Source organism: Williamsia soli, assembly GCF_017377795.1.
GTDB lineage: Bacteria > Actinomycetota > Actinomycetes > Mycobacteriales > Mycobacteriaceae > Williamsia > Williamsia soli.
The window spans coordinates 244,821-268,009 of the sequence record NZ_JAFRDR010000002.1; the positions used below are offsets into that span (position 1 = coordinate 244,821).

Consider the following 23,189-nt stretch of genomic DNA (forward strand, 5'->3'; position numbering starts at 1 on the left):
CAACTTCCTCATCAACACGACGACCTTGGAGACAATATGGCGGAGAACGCTTTTGACGAGATCCGCGGCCGCGGTGCTCCCGGTGCGGTTCCACCAGGGTGCGGGCCCGGGCATGGCCGGCGGCCACAGCAGAAAGACGACCGCCACCCTTCCGCCGGCTGGGGTGCGGCGATGAGCGTCGGCAAAGTGCTGCTGGCCAGCAGACAGGTGATGTCTGGTAGCAAGTCGATGTTGACGATGAATCATGAGAACGGCGGGTTCGATTGCCCAGGATGTGCGTGGCCGGACGATCGAAACGGCCTTCACCTTGATCTGTGCGAGAACGGCATCAAACACGTCACGTGGGAGATGACCAATGACCGCGTCGGCCGCACGTTTTTCGACCAGCACACCGTGACAGAGCTGACTGGGTGGAGTGACTACGCACTGGAGAAACAGGGCCGACTAACCGAACCCATGGCCTACGATGCCGAGACCGACAAGTACGTACCCATCTCGTGGAGCGACGCATTCATGATGGTCGGAAAGACCCTGCGCGCATTGCCCGATCCGAACATGGCGTCGTTCTACACCTCAGGCCGGTTGAGCAACGAAGCGACATTTCTCTATCAGCTGTGGGCACGTGAATACGGCACCAACAACCTCCCTGACTGTTCCAACATGTGCCATGAGGCCAGTGGTCGTGCACTACAAGCAGCCCTGGGGACCGGCAAAGGCACAGCAGACATTGATGACTGGGACGCCGCTGAGATGATCATCGTGATGGGCGTCAACGCGGCGTCCAATGCACCGCGCATGCTTACCGCGCTCGCCGAAGGACACCGCCGGGGCGCGCAGATCGTGCACGTCAATCCACTCAAGGAGGCTGCCTCACGCCGCACGATTGTTCCCCATGAGTTCGGGTCAATGGCCACCTTTCGCTCCACACCGACAGGGACCCTCGACATTCAGCCCCGGATTGGGGGAGACCTGGCGTTGTTGCGCGGCGTCGCCAAGGCTCTGTTCGAGTGGAGTTCGACGGACCCCACCGTCATCGACACCTCCTTCATCGCCGCCAATACCCACGGCTTCGACGACTACCGAGCCTGCTGCGAAGCGGAGGCCTGGACCGACCTCGCTCATCAATCCGGCGTCACCGAGGTTGAAATACGGCACCTGGCCGACCTCTACCGGAAATCCTCGCGCACAATCATCAGCTGGTGTCTGGGGCTGACACAGCAAGAACATGGAGTCGACACGGTCCGGGAGATCGTCAATCTCCTGATGCTCAAAGGAAACATCGGCCGACCAGGAACCGGGCCCTCGCCCGTTCGCGGCCACAGCAATGTCCAGGGCAACCGCACCTGCGGGATCGACCACCGTCCTACCACCGAGTTCCTCGACGCCCTCGCCTCGGAGTGCAACTTCGACCCGCCGCGCGCGCACGGCCTCGACACCGTCGCAACCATCAAGAACATGCACGACCGCAAGGTCTCGGTGTTCGTCGGCATGGGCGGCAACTTCGCCATGGCCACACCGGACCCGGCCTACACCTTCTCAGCCCTGCGTCGGTGCAACCTGACCGTTCACGTCAGCACCAAACTCAACCGAAGCCACCTCGTTCATGGAACGAACGCCCTCATCCTGCCGTGCATCGGACGCACTGAACGCGACGAACAACGCAGCGGACCGCAGAGCATCAGTGTCGAAGACGCGATGAGCCGAGTTCACCTGTCGCGCGGATCGAGACAACCGCCGTCCGATCAGCTGCTGTCCGAGCCGGCAATCATCGCCGGACTGGCCTCAGCGACCCTGCCCCACAGCAGTACCGATTGGCAGGCCTACATCGACGACTACGACCGGATCAGAGACACCATGTCCCGTGTCATCCCGGGATTCGAGAACTTCAACAGCCGTGTGCGCGAGCGCAACGGATTCCGGATCAGGCAACCTGCCCGCGAACTCGACTTTCGCACCCCCTCGCGCCGGGCCGAGTTCTCCTGCGCCTTGATGAAAGACGTGCTGCCACCGAGTGGATACCTGATGCTGGGCACGATGCGGTCCCACGACCAGTGGAATACCACCATCTATTCCGACAATGACCGCTACCGCGGAGTCAAGAACCTGCGAACCCTGGTGTTCATGAACCAGGCCGACATGACACGGCTCGGGGTACGTGAGATGGGCGCGGTGGACATCACCAGCTATGCCAAGGACGGGAGTACCAGGCACGTATTCGGCTACACCGCAGTGGCATACGACATCCCAGTCGGCAACGCGGCGGGCTACATGCCCGAGCTGAACGTCCTATGCCCGATAGACGACTACAGCAACCAGAGCGGTCAGCCGCTGATGAAACACCTCACCGTAAGAATCTCCCCCGCAGGCCTCAGATCGAACCCCGCGCGGCAATCCGTACTGGAGCACTGATGAACCCACCAACCAAGGACGCGCGCAGACCACGCCGACTTGACATCGACGTCATTGCGTCGTCGATCACTCTCGCTGTCGCTTGCGGTGCGGTGTACGTGCTGATGACCAACTGGCTGGGCCCCGCACTCACCGAGTCGACAGACTCCCACGCCATCGGCGCGATGTGGGCAGTGATCTCAACGATATTCGTCTTCCGTTGCAGCCTCGAAGACCGCTTGGACGACGCCACAATTCGCATGTCGTCCACAGCACTGAGTCTGGTGATCTGCCTGGCCTACCTTTTGATCTTCCCCGTGACCGCCATCGGAATCGGTGCAGCGGTCGGGCTGAGCAGTCTCTTGGCCATCGCACTGGGCAGACCACAAGACGCCGCCCTCACCGCGATCACCTCGACGGTGGTTCTGGTCGTGGCGCACCTCGGTGAACCGACACCCGAATGGATCCAACCCTTGCTGCGGCTGCTGGACACGGCAATCGGCATAGCTGCCGGCCTCGCCGCAGGGGCACTGTTCACGTCAGCATTTCGCCGCGACCAAGGGAGAGTCGGGCACGGCTCAGCCACATCCGAACAGAAATCCGAAGGTCGCGGCACAAGTTAGTGCGTCAGCGTGCCTGCGATGGTGTCGAGTGGCCGATACGCTGATATGGCCGTGGCCATGGCGCGTGTAGCGCGCCCGATGGCGGGGTCTGAGGAAGCGACGCGGACTGCATCGGCCAGCCGTTCCACGCTCGGGCGACGGGTCTTCAGATTGACCCCTACTCCGAAGTGCGCCACACGAGCCGCGACTTCGGGCTTGTCCTCGCCGCCGGGTGCCACGACGACCGGGACCCCGTGACGCAGGGCGGTCATCACGCCCCCGTAGCCACCGTTGGTGACCATCACTGCAGTGCGCGGCATGAGCAGGTCATGGTCGATGAACTCAACCGCGATCGCATTGTCCGGCAACGCCCCTAGCCGGGAGACCGGCGCGCCGCCGGTGCTGACGATCACCCGTACGGCAGCCGTGGCCAACGCTTCGAGTGCCGGTATCACCATCTGCGAGAAGTCATGGTTGTCCAGCGTTCCCTGAGTCAGATGGACGACAGGTCTGGCGTCGTTCTCGACATCACGCCACCACGCCGGGGGGACTTGCGATTGACCGTGATGGGCGACGACCGGCCCGGCGAAGATGGTATTCGGGTTGAGATCGCTTCGTGGATACTCGAACTCCGCCGGCCCCAGTTGTAGAAAACGATCGAATGCCACTGATAGATCGAGGATGAAACCGTCCAATGCACCACCTTCCGCGACAACCAGGTCACGTGCCAGCCTCTGGATAGATCGGAAGATGACGTGGCGAGCAGCCAGGTTCGCGACCCGGTTCCGGATTCGCATGACGGGTCCACGTCCGGGAGACAGGCCACTGTTGAACGGTGGGACATCCACACTCGTTTGAGCCAACGGCATCGTCCCGAGTCCGATTACTGCGGGTCGCCGCGATCGTGGCCGCGCCAGCAGCGGCAACACCCCGGCGAACGTGCCATCAGCCAAGACCGCCGCGAACTCACGCTTACCCAGCAACGACTCCACCGATATGGCCTGCCCGGTGATGGGTCGGACAAAAGTCTGCTGCACCTGATATCGCGACAACGCAAGTCCCCGATGGCGGTCCAAGTCGGGGGTGAAGGTCTCCGGGTTACGTTCGTCGAAATCCGCGTCGGCACACAATGGCTCGAACTCCAGACCGGCCTTCTCCACCGAGTCGGCGAAGGCCGCACCGGTCAGCATGGCCACCTGATGCCCCCGCGAGACCATGTCGCGACCGATTGCCATGATCGGCCCTACATGCCCCCGCAGCGGCGGGCTGCACAACAGATACTGAGCCATACGAGTTCGCGCCTTTCAGCTCGCTGTATTTTTACTAGTGTCACACTCTAATCGAATGTAGGTTGCGAAGCGCTACCATGGCCTGCGGGAGGACGCGCCGACCCGGCCGACGTAGCAGAGGTGGTGATCGACGGTGACAACTCGTCGTTACGTATCGCGCAAGCGCGCGATCACTGCCGCACAGACAAGAGCGAACATACTCGACGCAGCGCAGAAGCTGTTCGTCGAGAACGGTTACTCGCGCACCACCCTGCAAGAAGTGGCCACCGCTGCGGGCGTATCGGTTCAGTCGGTGTACTTGGCAGGTAGCAAGGCATCGTTGATGATGGCGGTGCTCGAGCGAGGATTTACCGGCGATGAACAATTCACCTCGCTACTCGAGCGTCCAGAGTTCTTGGCGATCATGTCCGACACCGACACTGAACGCGCCCTCGATCGCTACGTCGACTTCGTCGTGACCGCGAACAGCCGAATAGCCGATCTCTGGCATGCGGCCACCCTCGCCGCCGACTCCGAACCCGCGATCGGAGAGCAACTCGAACGCAGCGAGCTACGCCGCCTCGACGACGTTCACACCGGTAGTTACTGGTTTGTCCAGCGTGGACTGCTCGGCGACAGTCGGGTCGACGAGTTCGCCGACATCCTGAGCTACCTCACGGCTTCGGACACCTACCGATACTTCACCGTTGAGCGAGGATGGACACAATCTCGATTCACGGCGTGGTTGCGACGTTCCATCGCCCAACACCTCGCCAGTGAGTGACGCTAGGCATGGCAAAGGCGTTGCTACACAAGTGTTACGAGTATCAACCCACGTTCAACGCTGCGCTCACGCTGGTAACAGTCCTAGCTGACCCAGAAAGTCCAACTGATCGAAGTAGAGGTGCTCATAGAGCAGGTCGTCCCCGCGCACCTGATACGACGCGCTCCACCGGAACGAGATCGACTTGCCCGTGGGCGGCACATCTCCGTTCGGACTCTGGAGCACGCCATCGTGCGTTCCCGCGAACACGCCTTCGACCGCGGCCCGATCACCGTCCACCACCCAGGCGTTCACGGTCAGCGCACCGCCTGAGAACGCTGCTTGGAACACCCCGAGGAATCCCAAGACGCCTTCGCGTCCGCTGAATGTTCCGGCTGGGGCGATCATCTCGGCGTCCGCCGACCAGGGGTCGGACTCGGTATCGCGGCTGTTGAACGCGCTGATGTGTTGTTCGATGACGCTACGTGTGTTGCTCATGAAGTGTGGACCCAATCGAATGTCGAGGAGAGCTTTTTCCAAGTTCTGCAACCGTAAACCACGAGAGGCCGTCACGTAAGATTTCAGTATAGTTTGACTAAACCAAATTTGCGGCCGGCGTTTCTGCGTGGTCGATGAGAGAGTGCTTGAGGGCGTCCAAAGCATGGCATGTGCCGTCGCCGGGGCGTGCCGCGACCGACGTACGTGACCGCGTCACCAAACGTTGCGTCGAATCAGATCAGGCGCACGGTGTACAGCCGGGCGAATTGGGTGGAGACGCCGGGTGCGTAACCACCGAGTGAGGCCCCGAATACGCCACGCGTTCAAGTTCTGCCGCGAAATGCCGATGCGGCGGGCCAACTCAGACTCACTCACGCCGTACGCAGCTTTGTGTCCATTAGTGAGAGCGACGAGATACTTTGTACCGAAACAGTATCGGCGCGGCAGGACCGGAAGCAATCGCCTCTGCACCACCGATGACCGCTGCGGCCACAAGGTGCTCATCATCTGGATCCGGGAGGTTAAATGAACCGTCGAGCACCTCCCAGCCAACGACACAGGCATCGTCGAACGCAGCTGCCATCTGCTCTACGAGGTGCGCTGCTCGTGCAGCGGCGTCTTCCGGATCGGCGCCGCGATCAATGAGTTTGCGCGCCTCGTGGAACTCGAGTTCTTCAAGGATGGCGTCCGACCAAAGGGGGCGATATAGGTTCTCGGCTGCGAGTGAGTGCAGGACGTCTCGTTGCAGGCTCGGCCACAGCACGCAGGTGTCGAGAACGGCTACGAACATGGGTCGATTGTGTCAGCCAGTTTTTTTCGCTGCCTTACGACGTGCTGCGACTGCTTTACGGGCCTCGCGCAGCTGCCGTCGGATCACCTCTGGGCCATCCTCGACATCGATAGGCACCGACGTCGCGGCGATGGCGTCGTATTGCCGTGTCCGACGGGCATCCCGGTAGGCAAGCACGTCGTCAAGCAGCAGCCGATGCCGATTGCCGACCCGCTCGGCAGCGATCTGTTCGTCGTTGATCAACCGGACGATCGTAGGCCGACTCACGCCCAGCAGGTCGGCGGCCTGCTGCGTCGTGAGGGTCATGCTCTGCGGCGCCACGGTGACAGCTCGGCCTTGAGACATTGCCTCAACTACCCGCTTGAGGACCTGGTGAAGGTTCTCCGGCAGCTCGATTCGATCGTGCTCGTCGACCCCGACCAGGGCGTATGAAGGTTGGGCAGTAGTCCCCGCTGACCGTTCATGGGCTTGCAGGAAGCCCCGCGCAACTACGATCCCATCCTTTATGGCGTAGCACTCGACCAGGTACTCGCCGCGGAATGCGGTGCTTTCGTGCCCCAATCCTCCAGCGTCCCGCCAGAGGGCGGCGGATCCACACGAACGTCTGGCCGACGGAGAGTGCCTGAACATTTGTTCATCTTCCGGATCGTGTTGCCTGCCCGCCCTGACCGCTTGACCAGGGGTCTCCTTGATGTCATCCCAAGTGCGCAGGGCCACGAGTGGCGGCTGTGGGTGAACTCGTCAACAGGGTCGCACGTGCGTGCCGGAACGATGCCTCTTACCCCGACTCGAAGTGCTACGAGACGGTCTCCTTGCGATCGCCGAAAATCGTTCGAATCAGTTCGGAGCCGAGCTGCTTGCGAGCCAAGCTGCTTGGGAGCCAAGAGAACATCGTCAATGAAGCCCCAGAAGTCGAGTCCTTGGCGCTTGGCCCCGCAGATGTGGTTTTGGCGGGTCGATATCAGCGCGTCGATGGGGCCGGCGTGGGGTTTGTGCCAGCGGACCTGCGCGACTTTGCGCCGTGGTGGGAGGCTGCGCTACGTGATTGGCACACGATTGCGCCGGAAAAGTTCCCGGATTTTGCGGGCTGGGACGAAGAGGACGAAGAGTACGAGTGGCTTAGTCACGCTGAGCAGGAGGCGGCTAATGCGATTGCGGCTGAGCGTGAGCGGTTTGCGGCACAGCGAGCCGAGCACGACGCGCAGATGCTTAGCCTGGAGGCCGCCGCGGCGGCCTCTAATGGACGCCTAACGGTGCTTCCGACGGGTACCGGAACCGAGCTTCAGGACGCGGCGCGCGACGTCCTCCGCGACATCGGATACAAGCGTGGAAGACATGGATGCTTCAGAGAAGTTCGCCGACCGGGAGCTACGGGAGGACTATCGAATCACCGAACCTGCCGTTTGGAGGACTGGCTGGTCATTGGAGACGCCACCGGCGTGGCCAATGAGGCCAAAGGGGCCAAGGCGTCCAAAATGACCGCGCTGGCCGACCTCGCGACCATCAACGGCGTACAGGGTGACCCCGTCTGCGCTATCGACATCGCCCACGTTTTTGATGACCTCGACGCTTGATGGTGTCGACCTCACGTTTCAGAGTTCCGATCCGTCATATTTGATGAGAGTGTCGTGGGTTGTGGTGGTCCGCAGGGCCGCGAAGCGTTCCTCTTAGAAAGGCGAAAGATGTCGCACGAGGAGCCGGCAATGGTCCCATCCGGGGGTGACGCGGACGTGGTTGGCGAACGCCGTCGCCTCGTTTCCCTGGCCTACCGGATGACGGGAACTCTGGCAGATGCGGAAGACGTCGTTCAGGAGACTTACATTCGGTGGTACCGGCTGACAGAACAGGAACGCGGCGAGATCCGCAGTCCTGCAGCCTGGCTGACCCGAGCCGCCAGCCGAATCGCACTCGACGTGCTCAGTTCAGCCAGAGCTCGTCGCGAGAAGCAGATCGGACAATGGCTGCCGGAACCGATCCCATCCGACCTCTTCCTCGGCACGGGAACAGCCTCAGACGCCGCTGTTGGTGTGGTGGAAGATCCGCTGGACCGAGTGACCCTCGACGACGCGGTGAGTACTGCGCTCCTGATGGTGCTAGAGTCCATGACTCCGCCAGAGCGCGTCGCGTTCGTGCTGCATGACGTATTCGGCACTCCGTTCGATGAGATCGCAGACCTGGTTGGACGTTCGCCCGAAGCTACCCGTCAGTTGGCTTCCTCTGCGCGGCGACACGTGCGTGAGCGGCGTACTACAATAGTCGCCTCGAAGACACATGACGATGTGGTTCGCGCGTTCCTGGCCTCGAGTCAGGGAGGGGACATGCGACTTCTCATGAGAACTCTCGCGCCTGAGGTCGAGTTGCGCGCGGATGGCGGCGGAGTGGTGAGCGTCGCCCCCAACGTCGTCACGGGATCCGATCGCGTTGCGCGTTTCCTCATGGGTGTCATGCAGAAACGGCCGGAGCTCGTGTTCGAGGAGCGGCGCACCGCGGACGGCTTGGGATACGCCTTGACTCTGGGCGGACGACTTTTCGGCATTGCCAGCTTCCACGTTGAGGGGGAGCAGATCACCGACGTTTGGCTTGTGCTGGACCCTCGCAAGCTCGGCGAGTGGGTGACCCCCGATCAGATCACCGAGTGAGCCTCACGTTCACCGGGCCTGTGCCGTCAAGTACATGCGGGCATCGAGCCGCTCGCGCTGCGGGAGGTTCCTGCTGCGATGAGAAAGGAAGTTGACGATGAAGATTGCAGTCGCGGGTGGAACCGGCACCGTGGGACGGTACGTTGTGCAGGCGGCGCGTCGTTGCAGTCACGAGGTGGTTCTCTTGACACGCAGCAACGGCGTAGATGTTCTTCAGGGCAATGGCATCGACAATGCCATCGCAGGGGCGGATGCGGTCGTCGATGTGCTCAACGCGACCACCCTGTCGACCAAAAAGGCGATCGAGTTCTTCGAGTCGGCGTCGCGGCAGTTGCTGAGCGCGGAGAAACGTGCGGGAACGCCGCACCATGTGGCGTTGTCGATCGTGGGGATCGACAATATCGACACGTCGTACTACGCCGGAAAGCTCGCTCAGGAACGTCTTGTTGCCGCATCCGATGTGCCTCACACCATCGCTCGTACCGGCCAGTTCCACGAGTTCGCTGAGCAGATCGTCGCGCAGACCACCATGGGCGCGCTGACCCTGATTCCGAAGACTCTTACCCGGCCCGTTGCCGCCGAGGAGGTCGGCGAACACCTCATTGCTGTCGCCGAGAACGAACCCACTGGTCGGGCAATTGATCTGCTCGGTCCTCGGGACGAGTCCTTGGCCGACATGGTTCGCCGGATGTACGCGCACGACGGAACGCGACGCCGTGTGCTGGAGTTGCGTTTCCCTGGCGCTTACGGACGAGGTCTGGCTTCCGGCGAGCTCCGCGGCGGCACCTCGAAGACGACTGCGCGCACGACGTTTGACGAGTGGCTGCGCACAGGGCATCACGCCAAGTAGTCCGCCGGGCTCGTCTTCCTCGTGCCAACGGCGCCGAGCACGTACAGACGTGCGTCACCACCTTTTTCCCACATGGTCTACCGACGCGCGGCGTCGAGAACGGATTTTTCATGAGTAACCGCGCCCACCTTCCCGGTGATAGTGCGAGCGACGACCGACGCGTTGGTGGATTCCAGTTAGCTGCTCTCATCGGCTCCATCGTCATCGCTGCCGTCGTCGGCACATGGGCATACTTCTTCCCGGAGCAGTTTTACGATCACTTCCCGGCAGTCCTGGGGGAGTGGATCTCGCAAGACGGGCCGTACAACGAGCACCTGATCCGCGACCACGGCGCCCAGTACCTCGCACTCGGGCTGGCAAGCGTCTTCGGCCTGTTCTGGCACTCCCAGATCGGCTACCGGCTCCTCGGTATCGCATGGACCACGTTCGGGGTGCTCCACTTCCTCTATCACGTGACGCATCTCAGCCACATGTCCGTATCGGACCAGATCAGCCAGGTCATCGTTCTCGGCTTCGCCGTCCTACTTGGCGTTGGCCTCTTCATCCCGCCGCGGCGCAGTCCTCGCCCTGCGTGATGGATACACCTGGCGCATCGGGCGGCGCTCGGCACCCATAGCGGCAGCTGACCTGACGGCCACGTTCTCGAGGAGCGGCAGATGCCGAAAAGAGCCTCACCTCCCACGCTCATAGATCGTGGGAGGTGAGGCTCTTTGACTCGAGATCAAGTCGGGCCTGGCGGGCGGAATGGGTTAGCTCGCAGGGGGGATGTCGCGGATCGGGTACAAAGTTTTTCCCACGCGGTACTCGCCGCGAGGCACCAGCGCGTCTTCAGCGCCACGGCTTTCTACCGTGACGACGTCTCTGGGGTCGCCGGTGGCTGCGAGCGTGCCGCGGAGCAGGTCGTCCATATGGAACCGCTCGGGCCCGGCGATCTCGACTTCGCCGAGGGGGCCGCCGGACAGCGTGACCTCGACCAACAAAGCAGTGAGTTCATCGAGCTCTACCGGCTGGATCAGATCCCGCGGAGCGAGAACCTTGCCGTCCACCGTGTGCTGGTCGGCCAGCACGGGAACGTAACCCTGGAATTGCGTCGAGCGAACAATGGTGTAGGGAATCGAACCCGCCTTGAGCGCCCGCTCTTGCGCCACCTTTCCCAGGTAGTAGCCGATGTCCGACCCGACTTCGTCGCCGACGCCCACTATGGACAGGAGGATGTGGTGCCCCGCACCTGCCTCCTCACCGGCGGCCGTCAGCGCGCGGGTCGTACCGTCGAAGAAGCTGACCGCGCCTTCTTCGTCGAAACGATTGGTGTTGAGGACATTGATGATGGTGTCCACGCCCTCCAGAACCTCAGCCACTCTCGTGCCCTCGATGTAGTCGACCCCGTCATCCAGGCCGCCGGACACGACCTCCACGCCGCGCGACTCGAGAAGATCTGCAACCTTTGATCCGACTCGACCTCGGCCACCGGCAATGAGAACCTTCACTTCGCTAGCTCCTTCACGTGGGGTGGCGTTTCCACCCTCTACATGAGTGACGACGCGAACGCTCCCGATGTGAGGTTCGATCTGCTTACCGCAGAACACAACCACGTCCGTGCACTCCACGTCCCCGGCGGACCGACCGTACTCTGAACCGATCGCCACCACATACGGCGGAATGGCTGGATGTAGCCCGCCGGGACACGGTTCTTGTCGGCGCGGGATGTACTAACGGACATAACGTTACCAACAGTGGAGAGTGAATGTAGCTCTCTGACAGGCATTTTCAGCCGCTACCTTACTTAATATCTATTTGCGGCGAAAGCCATTGCTTTGCGAACACGTTCAGTTGTATGGCGGTGGATTGGAGCCCAGAATGGTAGCGGTGATGGCGACAGGTTCGTCGACGGAGATTTGCTAGTCGCCGCGTTGGCGGACCCAGCGATCTGCGATACACCTACGGCCAGTGAGCAGGTGTTGGTCCGTCAAGAGTCGGACCCCGTCGGCGCAGCAGCGGCAGGTCAGTCGTAGAACGGGTGGCGGCCGCAACGGTCTGCGGCTACAACATCGATGTCGTCGCGGGTCGTGAGAGCGCGGATGGTGGCCGCGTCGGCACCGATCCCGGCCCAGTGTGGATCGGTGTCACTGGCCAAACACCATGCGTGGTCGGCGGGCCATACGAAGGCCGGCTCGGGGCCGCAGGAGGTGGTAATTAGAGAACGTACCTAAGACGCCGATACGGTCCGGAAGTCTCAGCCCTCCCGTTCCCCGACGAGACGTGCTCGTACTCCTAATCTGCGCCCAGCAGCCGCCCCGTCGATCTATTGACCGACCGGCCATTCGCAAGTGGAGCCGTTACGAATCGTGCATCCGATGCAATAATCCCGGTTCTACTTGACATAATGTTTCTTATCGGCGTTGAGGTTGGGAGAGGTCATCGAAGGTCGCTATGGGTATTTTTGAGTTCAGGTGAACATCTGCAACGTGCCGGCACGGCCGTCATCCAAACGTTTGTAAGCCTGCGGCAGTTGACAGGTCTGCGTCCGGAGCCGTCGGTGCGCGCCTGCCTTGCAGCATTCGCGCGTAGCCGTTTCGTCGGGCCGACTACAGCGCTCCACGGCGACCGCCCTCTGAACGCCAATCTTGGTGGACTTCAAACGCACAGTGCGGCAACGTGATTACCCGCCGAATCGTCACGTGTGACGAAACGGCCCCACGTGACAACACCTGAGTGAGTGACGCCGGATCGGCGATGGCCGGAATCTCCACGCCAACAACCTACTGAGTGCTCACTGCAGGCGCTGGTTGCAAACCCGCCGCTGGTGCTCTCCAATCGCGCGGTGAGTAAATAGACTCCACGTCGACCCGCCTAGTTGAACGAACGATTACCCACCCAGGCTCCTAGTGGACAATTGCGTCCGGTCGAACGTCCTTTCGTCACATGTGACGATAAGCCGTAGGGACGGCCAGGTGCCAATTTTCCACATCGCATTGGCCGTCGTCGTTGTTTCCGGCGGCGAGAACACAGCCATCCGCGCGCAGGCCGAGGGTATGTGTTGAGCCCGCGGCGATGGCCACAACCTCTCGCCAGGTGTCAACGTCACACTGTCCTCGGGCGTTGTTGCCTGCAGCGCGAACTCGCCCTCCGGATTCGAGGCCCACTGTGTGATAGCTGCCCGCTGAGATGGCGACAATGTTTCGCCACGTACGCATCTCATCAGTTCCCGCGTCATGATTACCGGTGGCCAAAACCTCGCCCTGGCCGGTCACCGCAGCCGTGTGGAGGTAGCCGGCCGCGGCGGCCTTCACATCCCGCCAGCCGGCGACTGCGCACTGTCCCCTGCTCGTGCTGCCTACTGCCGTCACAGTGCCGTCCGCATGAACTCCGACGGTGTGCCAGTCCCCTGCAGTAACTGCTATTACCTCTCGCCATCCTTCGACGTCGCAAGCCCCCTCGAGTCGACGCCCGCGTGCGCACGCCGATCCGTCGGCAAACACAGCGACCGTTCGTCGCCAGCCTGCCGCGATGTCCACAACGCTTGTCCAATCGCCGACCTCGCACTGGCCGTCGGCGTTCCAGCCGGCGGCGGTGACGGTACCGTCGACATGCAGCCCGACAGTGTGCGCGCGTCCCGTATTGGATGCCGTGTGCACGTTCCCGACTGCTACCGTGTCGATCAATATCCACTGCCCGACAAGGGTTTCGGGCGCCGGCGGGCTACCGGCGGCCACTGCCGAACCGTCTGCCCTCACGCCTACCGAATGCCGCCGCCCGGCGGCGATGATCTGACCCATCACGATCACGATAGGGCTTCTCGCGGCGCACTGGCGGCAATTTCGATTGCGGGCGGTGTGTGAGTGCTCTGTGGATCAGTGGGATCAGGCAGACGAGCTTGGGTCCGGCCACGAACTCACAAGCACGAATCTTGACAACTGTCCGGAAAAATCTTGACAGTTGCCATAGATTGACGGGAGACTCATTTGCACCACATGACGAAGCGGAGAACAACAGTGTCGTTGACCTTCTATCTCGACAAGGGTGCGTCGCTGGGCGCGGACGCTCCGTGTCTGACGTTCAACGGAGTGTCGCTCAGCTACGGGGACGTCGTGACCCTCTCGCATTCGGTTGCCAAGGCGCTCAGGCATTCCGGGGTGCGGCCGTCCGATAAGGTCGGCATTTTGTCCGGTAACCACCCGACATCATTTGCGTGCGTTTTCGGCATCTCGCGCGCGGGCGCAGTCTGGTGCCCGATCAATCCCCGCAACGCGGCCGGAGAGAACGCTGAGCTTCTCGATTTGTTCGACTGCACCACGTTGATCTACCAGCCTGCGTTCGACGCGCTGGTGTCCGAGATATCACCGCGGCTCCCGAAGCTGTCGAACCTCGTGAGGTTGGGCGACAGTAGCGAAACGGCTATCGGCTTCGACACCTGGCTGTCCGAGGCCGAGGCCGATCCCCCTGCCGACACCGAGAGTGCACCAGACGATTTCGTTGCGCTCGTCGGCACCGGCGGCACCACCGGTCGCCCCAAGGGCGTCATGCTCACCGGCCGCAACCTGGAAACAATGACAGCGATTGTGCTGATGCGCTATCCGTTCGAGGGCAGACCACGGTACCTCGCGCTCGCGCCCCTCACCCATGCCGCGGGCGTGCTGTGTTTCCCGATCCTCGCGCTGGGCGGCGAGGTCGTCGTGATGGATCATCCCGATGTCGGGGACTTCCTCGAACTCGTCGGGCGGCACCGCATCACGCACACCTTCCTGCCGCCCACCTTGATCTACATGACCCTGGATCACGAATCGCTTGACTCCACCGATCTTTCGTCGCTGCAATGCTTTTGGTACGGAGCCGCCCCCATCTCGACCACTCGCCTCGCCGAGGCACTCGAACGCATCGGACCAATGGCCCAGCTGTTCGGACAGTCCGAGGCGCCGATGATGATCTCCACGCTGTCGCCGGCTGAGCACCGTAGAGAGGACGGCAGCGTCGACATCGACCGATTGTCGTCGGCTGGTCGGCCGTCACCGTTGGTGACCGTGGCGATCCTCGACAAAGACGGGGCGGCGGTACCAACCGGAGATCGAGGCGAGGTCTGTGTCCGCGGGTCCCTGGTGATGGCAGGCTATTACCGCAACCCCGAGGCGACCGCAGAGGCCTCGACCTACGGCTGGCATCACACCGGCGACATCGGCTATCTCGACGACGACGGCTTCCTCTACATCGTCGACCGCGCGAAAGACATGATCATCACCGGCGGCTTCAATGTTTACTCGGCCGAGGTGGAGCAGGCCCTGATGGCCCACCCTGCTATCCGGGACTGCGCCGTCATCGGATTGCCCGATGAGAAGTGGGGCGAGAGGGTTACGGCCATCGTCTCCCTTCGACCCGACGCCGAGTTCGACGCCGACGATTTGATCGCGTTCGTGAAAGCGCGAGTCGGCAGCGTCAAAGCACCCAAGCAGGTCGAAGTCTGGACCGACCTGCCCCGCTCGACCGTCGGAAAAATTCTCAAGACCGACATCCGCTCCACTCTTACCGCGAAATGAACGACAACCCAACAAAGTAACGAGGTCTACGACGATGGAACTAGCCCTGTACCTTCCCAACTTTCGCGAAAAGGTCACCGTCACCGAGCTCGAGGACCTCACCCAGTTGGCCGAGGATCTCGAGTTCGAATCCGTGTGGACGCTTGATCGCATCATCGTTCCGGAGTCTTCCGACCGGGCCGAGATGGAATACGCGTTCGGCATGATGCATGAGCTCCCCAAGCAGCTGCCCGTCTCCTCACGGGGCGAGTTCCTCCAGGGCTTTCCGCTCATCCCCTGGCTCGCCGCCAAGACCAGTAAGGTCCGCATCGGTATGAGCATCATCGACACGCCGTACCGATCCCCGGGCGTGCTCGCCGCGGAACTGGCCACCATCGATCACCTCAGCAATGGACGGCTCAACGTCGCGGTGGGTTCAGGATGGATGCCAGAGGAATTCGCGGCCGCGAGCGCCTCGCACATCTTCCCGCGCCGCCACCAACACCTGCGCGAGACGATCGAGATCATGCAAGGCATCTGGACGAACGACGTCTTCGAATACCACGGCGAGTTCGCTGATTTCGGCCCCAGCGGCTTCGGCGCCAAACCTCTCCAGCAACCGCATCCGCCGATCTACTTCAGTGGCCTCAAGGACGCGAAACGCGCCGCGAAGCGAGTTGCCAAATACGGTTTGGACGGGTGGATCGGGATTCAGGACTCACCGGAGGAGATCGCGGAGTGGCGCAAGGGCATTCAACATGAACTCGAAGCCCTCGACACCTCTCGCACCATTGACGACCTCGACATCGCCAGCATGATCTGGACCGTCATCACCGACGTGGACATGGACCAGACTCCAGCGGGCAAGGCCAGTAATCTGCTGGTCGGATCCGAGGCCCAGGTCACCGACATGCTCAAGCGCTATCGAGAGGCTGGACTCACCAAGCTGCTTGTGTGGCCGCCGTTCGCCGACGTCCCCACTCCCAAGACCATGGATGACATGAAGCGCCTCAAGAACGACATCCTGCCCAAGATCGAGGCAATGTAGAAACGGCTGCGAAGATCACCGCAAGAACAAGTCGAAGGCCTCGGCCAGCTGATCTCGAGATGACGTCAGCTGGTCGTCGCCGTCACTCAACAGGCTCATCAACGCGCGTTGGAAGATGCCGTCGATGACGACGTAGGCCATGTGTGACGAGAACCGGGGCGTGACACCCGACAGTTCGTAGAACCGTGTCACCACCCGCCACGTCATTTCCTCACGCCGAGATTCGATCTCGCGCACGTCTTCTCTGAACGACGACTCGAACAGAGTCTGATTTCGAAGGTCGTACCACAGCCGATGCAGCGCAGAATCCGACTCGAGCGTCGCAAAGAACATTGCCGCGAACTCGTCTCTGAGTTCCTGGGCGGTAGAGGCTGCGGCGACGACCTCGTCGTAACGGGTGACGCACACGTCCTCATAGATCCGGACGGCTTGCGCTATCAGGTCGAGTTTGTCGGAGAAGTAGTAGTGCAGAACACCGTGCGAGAACGCAGAATTCTGCGCAATCTCGCGCAAACTGGTGCGGGCATATCCCAATTCGGCCAACGTGAGCAGTGTCGCCGTCGCGAGTTCGATACGACGCGCCTCGAACTTGTCTGGGCCGCGTAAACCGGCTCGCGGGGTGTTATCGGCGACGGTCGTCATCGGTACAGCTTACGGCGATCCCCCACGTCCGTGTCCAGCTGAAACAGGCCTCGCCCATCGATTTCTTTGACAAGTGTCAGAATTACTCTTGACATCCGTCAAGATTTGTTCGTAATGTGACCCACATCGCATCATGTAAGTGACGACATTGCATGCCCGTGTATGGATTCAGTAAATATTCGCAGGGTCAAGGGAGACGATTCAATGACGAGCTACGACCTCACAGGACGCACAGCGCTGGTCACCGGTGGCGCACAGGGACTGGGCGCCGGTATGGCCGAGGCCATCGCCGAGGCCGGGGCTGCCGTGGCGGTGGCCGATATCGACGCCGACACGGGTCGGCAGACTGTTGACGCGCTGCGGGCGAAGGGCGCGAAGGCAGAGTTCGTGCTCCTCGATGTGCGTGATGACGCTGCATGGGAGGCGGCAGTCTCATCCACGGTCGATGCATTGGGTGGTCTCGACATCGTCGTGAACAACGCCGGCATCGAGGTGACCGATCTGCTCATAGACCTCGACGCCGCCGCCGCGTCGAACATGCTCGAGATCAACGTCCTGGGTACCGCACTGGGAATCAAGCACGCGTTCCGGGCGATGCGACCCGGTGGCGCCGCAGGATCGGGTGGCGCGGTCATCAACATCGCTTCTGTAGCAGCGACAATCGCCTTTCCTGGGATCGCCCTGTATTCCGCCTCGAAGTCCGGCATTGATCGACTGACGCGGGTCGCCGCTGCCGAATCGGGCAAGCTGGGTTACGGAGTGCGGGTCAATTGCATCTACCCGGGGCTCACGCCCACTGCGATGGGCAACAAGCTAGCGGTCGAGACCGCAGCCCTGGGTTTGTTCGAATCTCCAGAGGCCGCCGCCGGAGCAGTCGCCGGGCTCACTCCTCTCGGTCGACTCGGCCAGGTCGATGACATGGCGGATGCCGTGGTGTTCCTCGCCTCCGACGCGGCCAAGTTCATCACCGGCGCCGGCCTCCCGGTCGACGGTGGAATGGGGATGTAGAACCGCGGAGCGCTCGGATGTGCTCCACTTTCAGTATTCTGCTCCGGTTCCAGGGCCCTGGAACCGGAGCAGTTCCGCGAAAGTGGAGCAGATGTGACGCGACGTTCAATGGAGGGTGCGCATGCTGAAGGTTCTGGCGTTCGACACGTTCGGCACTGTCACGGACTGGCACAGCGGCGTGAGTGCGGCGCTGTGCGAACAGTTTCCCGGCATCAACGGGTCTGAACTCGCGCGCGCTTGGCGACGGACCTACAGCCCTGCTCTCGCCGAAGTGGAGGCCGGGACACGGCCGTGGACGCTTCTCGACGACCTGCACTGCGAAGCACTGGAGCGTCTGCTCCGCGACAGAGGTGTCGTCGATGCGACCGCACAACAGATTGACGCAGCAGTGCACTCGTGGCACACCATCCCGGGTTGGCCCGAGGCCGCGGAAGGTCTGCGCCGACTCAAGACCCGATACACCGTTTGCGCGCTCAGCAACGGGAACGTCGCCTTGCTCACCGAGATGGCCAAACGCAATAACTTCGGCTGGGACTTCGTCGGAGGCGCAGATGTATGGCGCCACTACAAACCTGCACCCGAAGTCTATCTCGGCCTCGCTGAGCTCATGCAGGTCGAACCCAACCAGGTGATGATGGTCGCCACCCACGCGTCTGATCTCGAGGCGGCGAGATCCTGCGGTCTGCGGACCGCATATATAGAGCGGCCGCGCGAATGGGGACCTGAAGTCAAAGAAGCGTCGGTCAACCCGCTTGATGACCACCACGTCGCAGGAATGGACGAGCTGGCAACACAACTCGGATGCTGACCGGGGTTCTTTTCGTCCGCCGGTAAGGTCTGTCCCGTGAATCCGGCTCATCAGCAAGACAGATTCGGTGTTCGTTTCGACTGGGGGCTCTCGGGGGCGCGAGCAGTCGCGCAGCACTGCGAATTGGCCGTCGTCGTGGATGTGCTGTCGTTCACCACCACCCTGAGCGTAGCTCTCGACGCCGGCATCACGGTCTTGCCTTATCGAACGAGAGGGGCAGAAGCCGCGGCGCTTGCCGCAGAAGTCGATGCGACTCTCGCGGTCGGACGATCTGTGGCTCGAGGAGACCAGATCAGTCTGTCTGCGCCGACGATTCGCAACCGGTCCGTCCCGCCCGAGCGACTGGTGCTCCCGTCCCCCAACGGATCCACGATCAGCTACGAACTCGCAACGTCGGTCCCGACGGTGGTCGGAGCGAGCCTGCGCAATGCCCGCTCCGTTGCATCGTGGATCTGCGACTCATTCTCCGTCGACACCAATGTCGCGGTCATCGCCGCGGGTGAACAGTGGCCGGACGGGTCGCTGAGGCCGGCCTTCGAAGACATGTGGGGCGCCGGCGCTGTCCTCAGTATGATGGCCACACGCGGTTGGCGAGAACACTTTTCGTCAGAGGCCGTCGCTGCATGCGCCGCCTGGACCAGCGTCGAACCGGTCATGACGAGTCACCTCCAAGCGTGCGCCAGCGGGCGCGAACTCATCGACGCCGGCTACTCCCAGGATGTCGCGATCGCTGCGGAACTGAACACCAGCACCCATGTCCCTGTACTGCGCAAGGATCGCTTCGTGCCGGCGACATAGCCAGATCCGGCTGGGGCTCGTTTGCACCGGCCGGCTAGGTGCGACGAGCAAGTAAGTAGGCCATCGGGAATCTGTAACTGCTGTCGCGGTACACAATTCGCCACTCTTCGGCGAACCCGTGGTCCCCGAGTATTCGGCTGAACTCGTCAGGGTGCCATCGCCACGCGGGAGCCACCGCGTGGTCGAACGAAATCGGAGTCCCGGGCTCGTCGCTGGCTTGGAAGCAGATCAGCACGGGAGTGCCCTTGGTCAACCGGTCAGACCAGAGTTCGAGGACGCCAGCTACCTGAGCGGGCTCGACATGAATCAAGCTGAATCGGGCGATGATCGCGGCGATGCCGACGTCCCCGGGCAACCTCGTCAGTGCGGCGTCGTCCTCGAGGAAGTGCAGGTCAGGGTAATTCCGTCGTGCATGACCCAACATACCGGCGCTGGGGTCGCAGCCGATCGCATCCAACCCGCGCGCGACAAGATCTGCCGTCACATGCCCAAGCCCGCAGCCGACGTCTACCGTCACGCCATCGCATTCCACGGCCAGCTCTACGAACGCGGCCACTGCATGCAATTCGATTGAAAGCTGGTAGGTGGTCGGGAGCGTGGTGGCATACAGATCGGCCATGGCGTCGTAACCCTCTTGCGTCATCGTAGAAGAGCGTCCCGTCAGCTGTTCCCGGCCTGTTCATCGAGATGTGCCAGCACCGCTCGTGCGGCTTCGAGCTCACTGCTCAGCTCGTCGATTCTCTTCTGGGTCGCTGCCCGTGCGGACTCGATCACCGCGTCGACTGCCGTGATGGCAGTGTCGTCGCCGAGCGCGTGCATCGCTCGCGTCACCCGGTCGGAGGTGACCTCGGCGGGCTTGCCCTGGCGCTTGCTACCGTGCGACACCGACACCGCCCAGGTGCTCTCGCCCATTGATGTGATGGTGACACTGACTGCAGCGGCGGCCGGATTCTTGGTGCGTCGCGGCGTTTTTGGCGGCGTAGCCTTCGCCTCCGCCGGAGTCGGCAGCACAGATTCTGGCGGTGATTTCGACGGCGTCGGAGCCGAGACCGCGATCCTTGTTGCGCTAGATGGTGCGGGTGTTGCCTTTACCGGGCGCTGACGCGCAGGTCCTGTGGAAGTTGGGGGTGTACGGGTCTTCTGCAGTTCGTCGGCCTCGAAAGGCAATTGATCGGCGACACCCTTCGGGCTCACCATGACCGTTGACCCATCGATGGACACCACTCGTGCAGACGTGCCGGCGGCAAGGTCGAGTGATGGCATCGGATCACGAAGGTAGACGGTGACGCGCTTGCCTGCGGCGAGTGCCGATGACATCGATTCGAGTTCGTCGGTCGTCAAGCCGGTCCGTTTACGCGAGTTCACGCTGACCATGTTCGCACATGCGTGCGAACACGCCGGGATTGGTCCGCGGCTCCGTGTCGCGCACCACTCAATCTGCGGAGCGAAACCCACCCGAGCGGCGGCGTCGGTAGCACAGCGACGGCGACATTGTCATCATCCGGGGTTGTTGCCGAGTCGACGATCTTTAGGCAGTGTGGAGCCATGAGCGACAACACGAAAGTCACTGTGGAACGCACCATCGAGGCGCCCGTCGACGCGGTTTTCGACGTCCTCTCCAACCCAGAACGGCATTTGGAGCTGGACGGCTCCGGGTTCATTCGCAGCGTGGATCACGCCGACCGAATCCAGAAGGTCGGCGAGGTGTTCACCATGAACATGGAAGGCGACCACGTGGGCGGCGAATACAAGACCGACAACCACGTGACCGGGTACGCCAAGGACAAGCTTCTGGCTTGGCAGACCGCACTCGCGGGCACCGAGCCTGCCGGATGGGAATGGTTGTGGGAGTTGGAGGCCCAGGGACCGAACGAGACCCTCGTTCGCCACACCTATGACTGGTCGAAGGTCACCGACAAAAAACTCCTCGAGCAGTTGAAGTTTCCGCTCGTCACCGAGGACCAGCTGACCGACACCCTCGGAAAACTTGCTGCCGCCGCAACTTCCTGATTCACATTCACACCGATCTCGGTCGCTGCCGCAGCCAGTCTGCGCCGGCGACCGAGTCGTTTGTGGGAGACATCTATCGGAGTCCGCGGGACGCAAGGACTCGGCGATCTCAGCTTGACCAGGGCCCGACGCCGCCGACCTTCTCGATCCGGATGCGAGTGATGTATCCGGGTGGCGCGTCCTCCGGCGGAAAGTCCGAACCGGGGGGTGCGAGCGCCGCGGCGAGTTCGGCGAGTAGCTCCGGGGCACCGCCTTCAACGATGTCAGCGGTGCCATTGATGGCGAGATAGGGAGTCATCAAGGCATCGGACTCGGATCCCAGAATGGTCAGTGCGACTCGAGGGTCGAGGCGGACGTTGCGTACCTTCTTGTACACCCCCAGATGAGCGGTCACCAGCTCGTCGCCGTCTGGTGTCGATCGAAGCGCGACCCACACAACCGACACCTGCGGGCTGCCATCCGGATTGAGTGTGACCAGCGTTGCGTCCACGCCGGAACCGATGAGCGCGCGTGCAGAGTCGTCGAGTTTCATGACTGCGAACAACGCAACCCGACACCCACACATTCCCGAGCGAATGGTGGGTCCGACAAGGGGTTGCGCAACATCGATGTCACGTCGACGATGTCGAACCAAAGACGCCGGCAACGGTCCGCTCGCTACCATTCACCCGTGCGCGCCTTCGACACCTTCGTGACGATCTCGCTGTTCGTCCTGCTCATCGCAGCGGTGCTGTTCGCGGTGTACCTGGGTGGGATGTCGACCATGCTGAGCGACTCGGGTGCACCCGGAATCGCAGTCGGCGGAGTGTTTCTCGCCATCTTCGGGGTACCGGTCACCGCGGTGACCGTGTACGTGGCGGCCGTTCTGTTGGCATGGCAGTCCGATGGCCTCACGTTCTACTACCCCATCGCCGCGTTCGGGGTGATGGTTGTCGCTGCAGCGCTCGTGATGGCCGTCAGCGTGGGAATCATCGCTGCGGGTCAGCGGATACACCGAAGCAACGCGTCGACGGGTCCGGCTGAGGAGTCGCCGGCCACCACGTCTGAGCCCAAGGTCTTGACGTACGACAGAAGCCACTTTTTCCAGGAGGGGCACCGCGACGCTGAACTCGGTATCGAAAGACACACCGGGCGGCGCTATCTCGCGGTCACGATGCCGCAGCGAGGCCAGGAGTTCCGGGAGTACTTCGGCCTCGACAAGCAAACATACGAAGCATTCGTCGCCGAACCCCAAGACGCGATCTTCTTTGCCGACAAGTGCCGCAGCGGCACGTACGTCACCGACAGGATGCCGTGGGCGGGGTCAACTGTCCCCGAGCCTCTACACGCCGGTCAGACCGGGTTGGCCCGAAAGAGGGCGATCCTGCTCACCGATTTTCCCACCGACGCTGCAGGCGTTGCGGCGGACCTTCCGCCCGGAATTCCCTACGTCGTCATCGTCGATGATGGGGCCGATCCGGCCGGCAACGTCGGCGTGCATGCACACTCTGGCGAACCGAGAATCCTCATCGCGGCTCACCAGCTCGGGCTCGGGTGAGCGGGGCCTCGGAAACACTCGTGTGGCACAGCA

The 23,189-nt window shown here is 62.2% G+C and carries 25 protein-coding genes; 14 read left to right on the forward strand and 11 right to left on the reverse strand.

Going from position 1 to position 23,189, the window contains the following annotated elements; translation table 11 throughout:
• The first annotated feature begins 36 nt into the window (after nucleotides 1–36).
• Nucleotides 37–2,409 carry an FdhF/YdeP family oxidoreductase gene (locus J3S28_RS05720; protein ID WP_207838655.1) on the forward strand — a complete coding sequence of 791 codons (2,373 nt, stop codon included), beginning with the start codon at nucleotides 37–39 and terminating at the stop codon, nucleotides 2,407–2,409.
• Nucleotides 2,409–3,011 carry an FUSC family protein gene (locus J3S28_RS05725; protein WP_207838656.1) on the forward strand — a complete coding sequence of 201 codons (603 nt, stop codon included), beginning with the start codon at nucleotides 2,409–2,411 and terminating at the stop codon, nucleotides 3,009–3,011. Before J3S28_RS05720 ends, J3S28_RS05725 begins: the two co-directional genes overlap by 1 nt.
• Here J3S28_RS05725 and J3S28_RS05730 read toward each other — a convergent pair.
• A complete protein-coding gene (locus J3S28_RS05730) occupies nucleotides 3,008–4,279 on the reverse strand; it encodes a glycosyltransferase (protein WP_207838658.1) in 1,272 nt (423 codons plus the stop codon). The genes J3S28_RS05725 and J3S28_RS05730 overlap by 4 nt on opposite strands.
• 133 nt (nucleotides 4,280–4,412) lie before the next feature.
• Between J3S28_RS05730 and J3S28_RS05735 the strand changes: the two genes are divergently transcribed.
• Nucleotides 4,413–5,042 carry a TetR/AcrR family transcriptional regulator gene (locus tag J3S28_RS05735; protein ID WP_207838661.1) on the forward strand — a complete coding sequence of 210 codons (630 nt, stop codon included), beginning with the start codon at nucleotides 4,413–4,415 and terminating at the stop codon, nucleotides 5,040–5,042.
• 66 nt (nucleotides 5,043–5,108) lie between these two features.
• Here the strand turns inward: J3S28_RS05735 and J3S28_RS05740 are convergent, their stop codons facing one another.
• The 3 genes from J3S28_RS05740 to J3S28_RS28700 form a co-directional block, all read right to left on the reverse strand.
• Nucleotides 5,109–5,519 (reverse strand): ester cyclase, encoded by a 411-nt coding sequence (locus tag J3S28_RS05740; protein WP_207838664.1) that lies wholly within the window; start codon nucleotides 5,517–5,519, stop codon nucleotides 5,109–5,111.
• A 397-nt stretch (nucleotides 5,520–5,916) separates the two neighbouring features.
• Complete coding sequence (locus tag J3S28_RS05745; protein WP_207838667.1) at nucleotides 5,917–6,309, reverse strand: PIN domain-containing protein; 393 nt, start codon at nucleotides 6,307–6,309, stop codon at nucleotides 5,917–5,919.
• A gap of 12 nt (nucleotides 6,310–6,321) precedes the next feature.
• Nucleotides 6,322–6,654, reverse strand: coding sequence for a helix-turn-helix domain-containing protein (locus J3S28_RS28700; RefSeq protein ID WP_207838669.1), 333 nt, complete (start codon nucleotides 6,652–6,654; stop codon nucleotides 6,322–6,324).
• Between the two features lie 383 nt (nucleotides 6,655–7,037).
• Between J3S28_RS28700 and J3S28_RS05755 the strand changes: the two genes are divergently transcribed.
• From J3S28_RS05755 to J3S28_RS05770, 4 genes are all read left to right on the forward strand, one after another.
• Nucleotides 7,038–7,883, forward strand: coding sequence for a hypothetical protein (locus tag J3S28_RS05755; RefSeq protein WP_207838671.1), 846 nt, complete (start codon nucleotides 7,038–7,040; stop codon nucleotides 7,881–7,883).
• Between the two features lie 129 nt (nucleotides 7,884–8,012).
• On the forward strand, nucleotides 8,013–8,948 hold the full coding sequence (sigJ, locus tag J3S28_RS05760) for an RNA polymerase sigma factor SigJ (protein ID WP_207838674.1): 936 nt from the start codon (nucleotides 8,013–8,015) through the stop codon (nucleotides 8,946–8,948).
• Nucleotides 8,949–9,045: 97 nt separating this feature from the next.
• On the forward strand, nucleotides 9,046–9,798 hold the full coding sequence (locus J3S28_RS05765) for an SDR family oxidoreductase (RefSeq protein WP_207838677.1): 753 nt from the start codon (nucleotides 9,046–9,048) through the stop codon (nucleotides 9,796–9,798).
• A gap of 110 nt (nucleotides 9,799–9,908) precedes the next feature.
• Nucleotides 9,909–10,373, forward strand: a complete 465-nt coding sequence (locus J3S28_RS05770; RefSeq protein ID WP_207838680.1) for a hypothetical protein — start codon at nucleotides 9,909–9,911, stop codon at nucleotides 10,371–10,373.
• Between the two features lie 174 nt (nucleotides 10,374–10,547).
• Here J3S28_RS05770 and J3S28_RS05775 read toward each other — a convergent pair whose 3' ends face one another.
• The 3 genes from J3S28_RS05775 to J3S28_RS05780 all read right to left on the reverse strand — a co-directional run bounded on the left by J3S28_RS05775 (nucleotide 10,548) and on the right by J3S28_RS05780 (nucleotide 13,574).
• Entirely contained in the window at nucleotides 10,548–11,285 is a 738-nt protein-coding gene (locus tag J3S28_RS05775) for an SDR family oxidoreductase (protein ID WP_207838683.1), read from the reverse strand.
• A gap of 515 nt (nucleotides 11,286–11,800) precedes the next feature.
• Entirely contained in the window at nucleotides 11,801–11,932 is a 132-nt protein-coding gene (locus J3S28_RS28560) for a hypothetical protein (RefSeq protein ID WP_272874138.1), read from the reverse strand.
• A gap of 784 nt (nucleotides 11,933–12,716) precedes the next feature.
• Complete coding sequence (locus tag J3S28_RS05780) at nucleotides 12,717–13,574, reverse strand: RCC1 domain-containing protein (protein ID WP_207838685.1); 858 nt, start codon at nucleotides 13,572–13,574, stop codon at nucleotides 12,717–12,719.
• A 216-nt stretch (nucleotides 13,575–13,790) separates the two neighbouring features.
• Here J3S28_RS05780 and J3S28_RS05785 point away from each other — a divergent pair, with 216 nt between their 5' ends.
• A complete protein-coding gene (locus J3S28_RS05785) occupies nucleotides 13,791–15,326 on the forward strand; it encodes an acyl-CoA synthetase (protein WP_207839515.1) in 1,536 nt (511 codons plus the stop codon).
• A 34-nt stretch (nucleotides 15,327–15,360) separates the two neighbouring features.
• Complete coding sequence (locus J3S28_RS05790) at nucleotides 15,361–16,353, forward strand: LLM class flavin-dependent oxidoreductase (protein WP_207838687.1); 993 nt, start codon at nucleotides 15,361–15,363, stop codon at nucleotides 16,351–16,353.
• A gap of 15 nt (nucleotides 16,354–16,368) precedes the next feature.
• Here the strand turns inward: J3S28_RS05790 and J3S28_RS05795 are convergent, their stop codons facing one another.
• Complete coding sequence (locus J3S28_RS05795; protein WP_207838689.1) at nucleotides 16,369–16,995, reverse strand: TetR/AcrR family transcriptional regulator; 627 nt, start codon at nucleotides 16,993–16,995, stop codon at nucleotides 16,369–16,371.
• 204 nt (nucleotides 16,996–17,199) lie between these two features.
• Here J3S28_RS05795 and J3S28_RS05800 point away from each other — a divergent pair, with 204 nt between their 5' ends.
• From J3S28_RS05800 to J3S28_RS05810, 3 genes are all read left to right on the forward strand, one after another.
• Nucleotides 17,200–18,003, forward strand: a complete 804-nt coding sequence (locus J3S28_RS05800) for an SDR family NAD(P)-dependent oxidoreductase (protein WP_207838692.1) — start codon at nucleotides 17,200–17,202, stop codon at nucleotides 18,001–18,003.
• 121 nt (nucleotides 18,004–18,124) lie between these two features.
• Nucleotides 18,125–18,811 carry a haloacid dehalogenase type II gene (locus J3S28_RS05805; RefSeq protein WP_207838693.1) on the forward strand — a complete coding sequence of 229 codons (687 nt, stop codon included), beginning with the start codon at nucleotides 18,125–18,127 and terminating at the stop codon, nucleotides 18,809–18,811.
• Between the two features lie 36 nt (nucleotides 18,812–18,847).
• On the forward strand, nucleotides 18,848–19,609 hold the full coding sequence (locus tag J3S28_RS05810; protein WP_207838695.1) for a 2-phosphosulfolactate phosphatase: 762 nt from the start codon (nucleotides 18,848–18,850) through the stop codon (nucleotides 19,607–19,609).
• A gap of 34 nt (nucleotides 19,610–19,643) precedes the next feature.
• On the opposite strand, the gene J3S28_RS05815 is transcribed toward J3S28_RS05810, so the two are convergent.
• Nucleotides 19,644–20,252 (reverse strand): class I SAM-dependent methyltransferase, encoded by a 609-nt coding sequence (locus tag J3S28_RS05815; RefSeq protein ID WP_207838697.1) that lies wholly within the window; start codon nucleotides 20,250–20,252, stop codon nucleotides 19,644–19,646.
• A gap of 17 nt (nucleotides 20,253–20,269) precedes the next feature.
• Nucleotides 20,270–20,983, reverse strand: coding sequence for a DUF6319 family protein (locus tag J3S28_RS05820; RefSeq protein WP_207838699.1), 714 nt, complete (start codon nucleotides 20,981–20,983; stop codon nucleotides 20,270–20,272).
• Between the two features lie 171 nt (nucleotides 20,984–21,154).
• On the opposite strand from J3S28_RS05820, the gene J3S28_RS05825 reads away from it, so the two are divergent.
• Nucleotides 21,155–21,619 (forward strand): SRPBCC family protein, encoded by a 465-nt coding sequence (locus J3S28_RS05825; RefSeq protein WP_207838701.1) that lies wholly within the window; start codon nucleotides 21,155–21,157, stop codon nucleotides 21,617–21,619.
• Between the two features lie 109 nt (nucleotides 21,620–21,728).
• On the opposite strand, the gene J3S28_RS05830 is transcribed toward J3S28_RS05825, so the two are convergent.
• A complete protein-coding gene (locus J3S28_RS05830) occupies nucleotides 21,729–22,151 on the reverse strand; it encodes a TIGR03618 family F420-dependent PPOX class oxidoreductase (RefSeq protein ID WP_207838703.1) in 423 nt (140 codons plus the stop codon).
• 138 nt (nucleotides 22,152–22,289) lie between these two features.
• Between J3S28_RS05830 and J3S28_RS05835 the strand changes: the two genes are divergently transcribed.
• Nucleotides 22,290–23,156, forward strand: a complete 867-nt coding sequence (locus tag J3S28_RS05835) for a DUF7161 family protein (protein WP_207838706.1) — start codon at nucleotides 22,290–22,292, stop codon at nucleotides 23,154–23,156.
• Nucleotides 23,157–23,189 lie beyond the last annotated feature (33 nt).

Bases quoted from the DNA above. Each gene is read 5' to 3' on its own strand.
- J3S28_RS05805 (WP_207838693.1), top strand. From the start codon at position 18,125: ATGCTGAAGGTTCTGGCGTTCGACACGTTCGGCACTGTCACGGACTGG.
- sigJ (WP_207838674.1), top strand. From the start codon at position 8,013: ATGGTCCCATCCGGGGGTGACGCGGACGTGGTTGGCGAACGCCGTCGC.
- J3S28_RS05795 (WP_207838689.1), bottom strand. From the start codon at position 16,995: ATGACGACCGTCGCCGATAACACCCCGCGAGCCGGTTTACGCGGCCCA.
- J3S28_RS05815 (WP_207838697.1), bottom strand. From the start codon at position 20,252: ATGACGCAAGAGGGTTACGACGCCATGGCCGATCTGTATGCCACCACG.
- J3S28_RS05730 (WP_207838658.1), bottom strand. From the start codon at position 4,279: ATGGCTCAGTATCTGTTGTGCAGCCCGCCGCTGCGGGGGCATGTAGGG.
- J3S28_RS05800 (WP_207838692.1), top strand. From the start codon at position 17,200: ATGACGAGCTACGACCTCACAGGACGCACAGCGCTGGTCACCGGTGGC.
- J3S28_RS05830 (WP_207838703.1), bottom strand. From the start codon at position 22,151: ATGAAACTCGACGACTCTGCACGCGCGCTCATCGGTTCCGGCGTGGAC.
- J3S28_RS05765 (WP_207838677.1), top strand. From the start codon at position 9,046: ATGAAGATTGCAGTCGCGGGTGGAACCGGCACCGTGGGACGGTACGTT.
- J3S28_RS05745 (WP_207838667.1), bottom strand. From the start codon at position 6,309: ATGTTCGTAGCCGTTCTCGACACCTGCGTGCTGTGGCCGAGCCTGCAA.
- J3S28_RS28700 (WP_207838669.1), bottom strand. From the start codon at position 6,654: ATGTCTCAAGGCCGAGCTGTCACCGTGGCGCCGCAGAGCATGACCCTC.
- J3S28_RS05780 (WP_207838685.1), bottom strand. From the start codon at position 13,574: ATGGGTCAGATCATCGCCGCCGGGCGGCGGCATTCGGTAGGCGTGAGG.
- J3S28_RS05825 (WP_207838701.1), top strand. From the start codon at position 21,155: ATGAGCGACAACACGAAAGTCACTGTGGAACGCACCATCGAGGCGCCC.
- J3S28_RS05725 (WP_207838656.1), top strand. From the start codon at position 2,409: ATGAACCCACCAACCAAGGACGCGCGCAGACCACGCCGACTTGACATC.
- J3S28_RS05790 (WP_207838687.1), top strand. From the start codon at position 15,361: ATGGAACTAGCCCTGTACCTTCCCAACTTTCGCGAAAAGGTCACCGTC.
- J3S28_RS05770 (WP_207838680.1), top strand. From the start codon at position 9,909: ATGAGTAACCGCGCCCACCTTCCCGGTGATAGTGCGAGCGACGACCGA.
- J3S28_RS05740 (WP_207838664.1), bottom strand. From the start codon at position 5,519: ATGAGCAACACACGTAGCGTCATCGAACAACACATCAGCGCGTTCAAC.
- J3S28_RS05720 (WP_207838655.1), top strand. From the start codon at position 37: ATGGCGGAGAACGCTTTTGACGAGATCCGCGGCCGCGGTGCTCCCGGT.
- J3S28_RS05820 (WP_207838699.1), bottom strand. From the start codon at position 20,983: ATGGTCAGCGTGAACTCGCGTAAACGGACCGGCTTGACGACCGACGAA.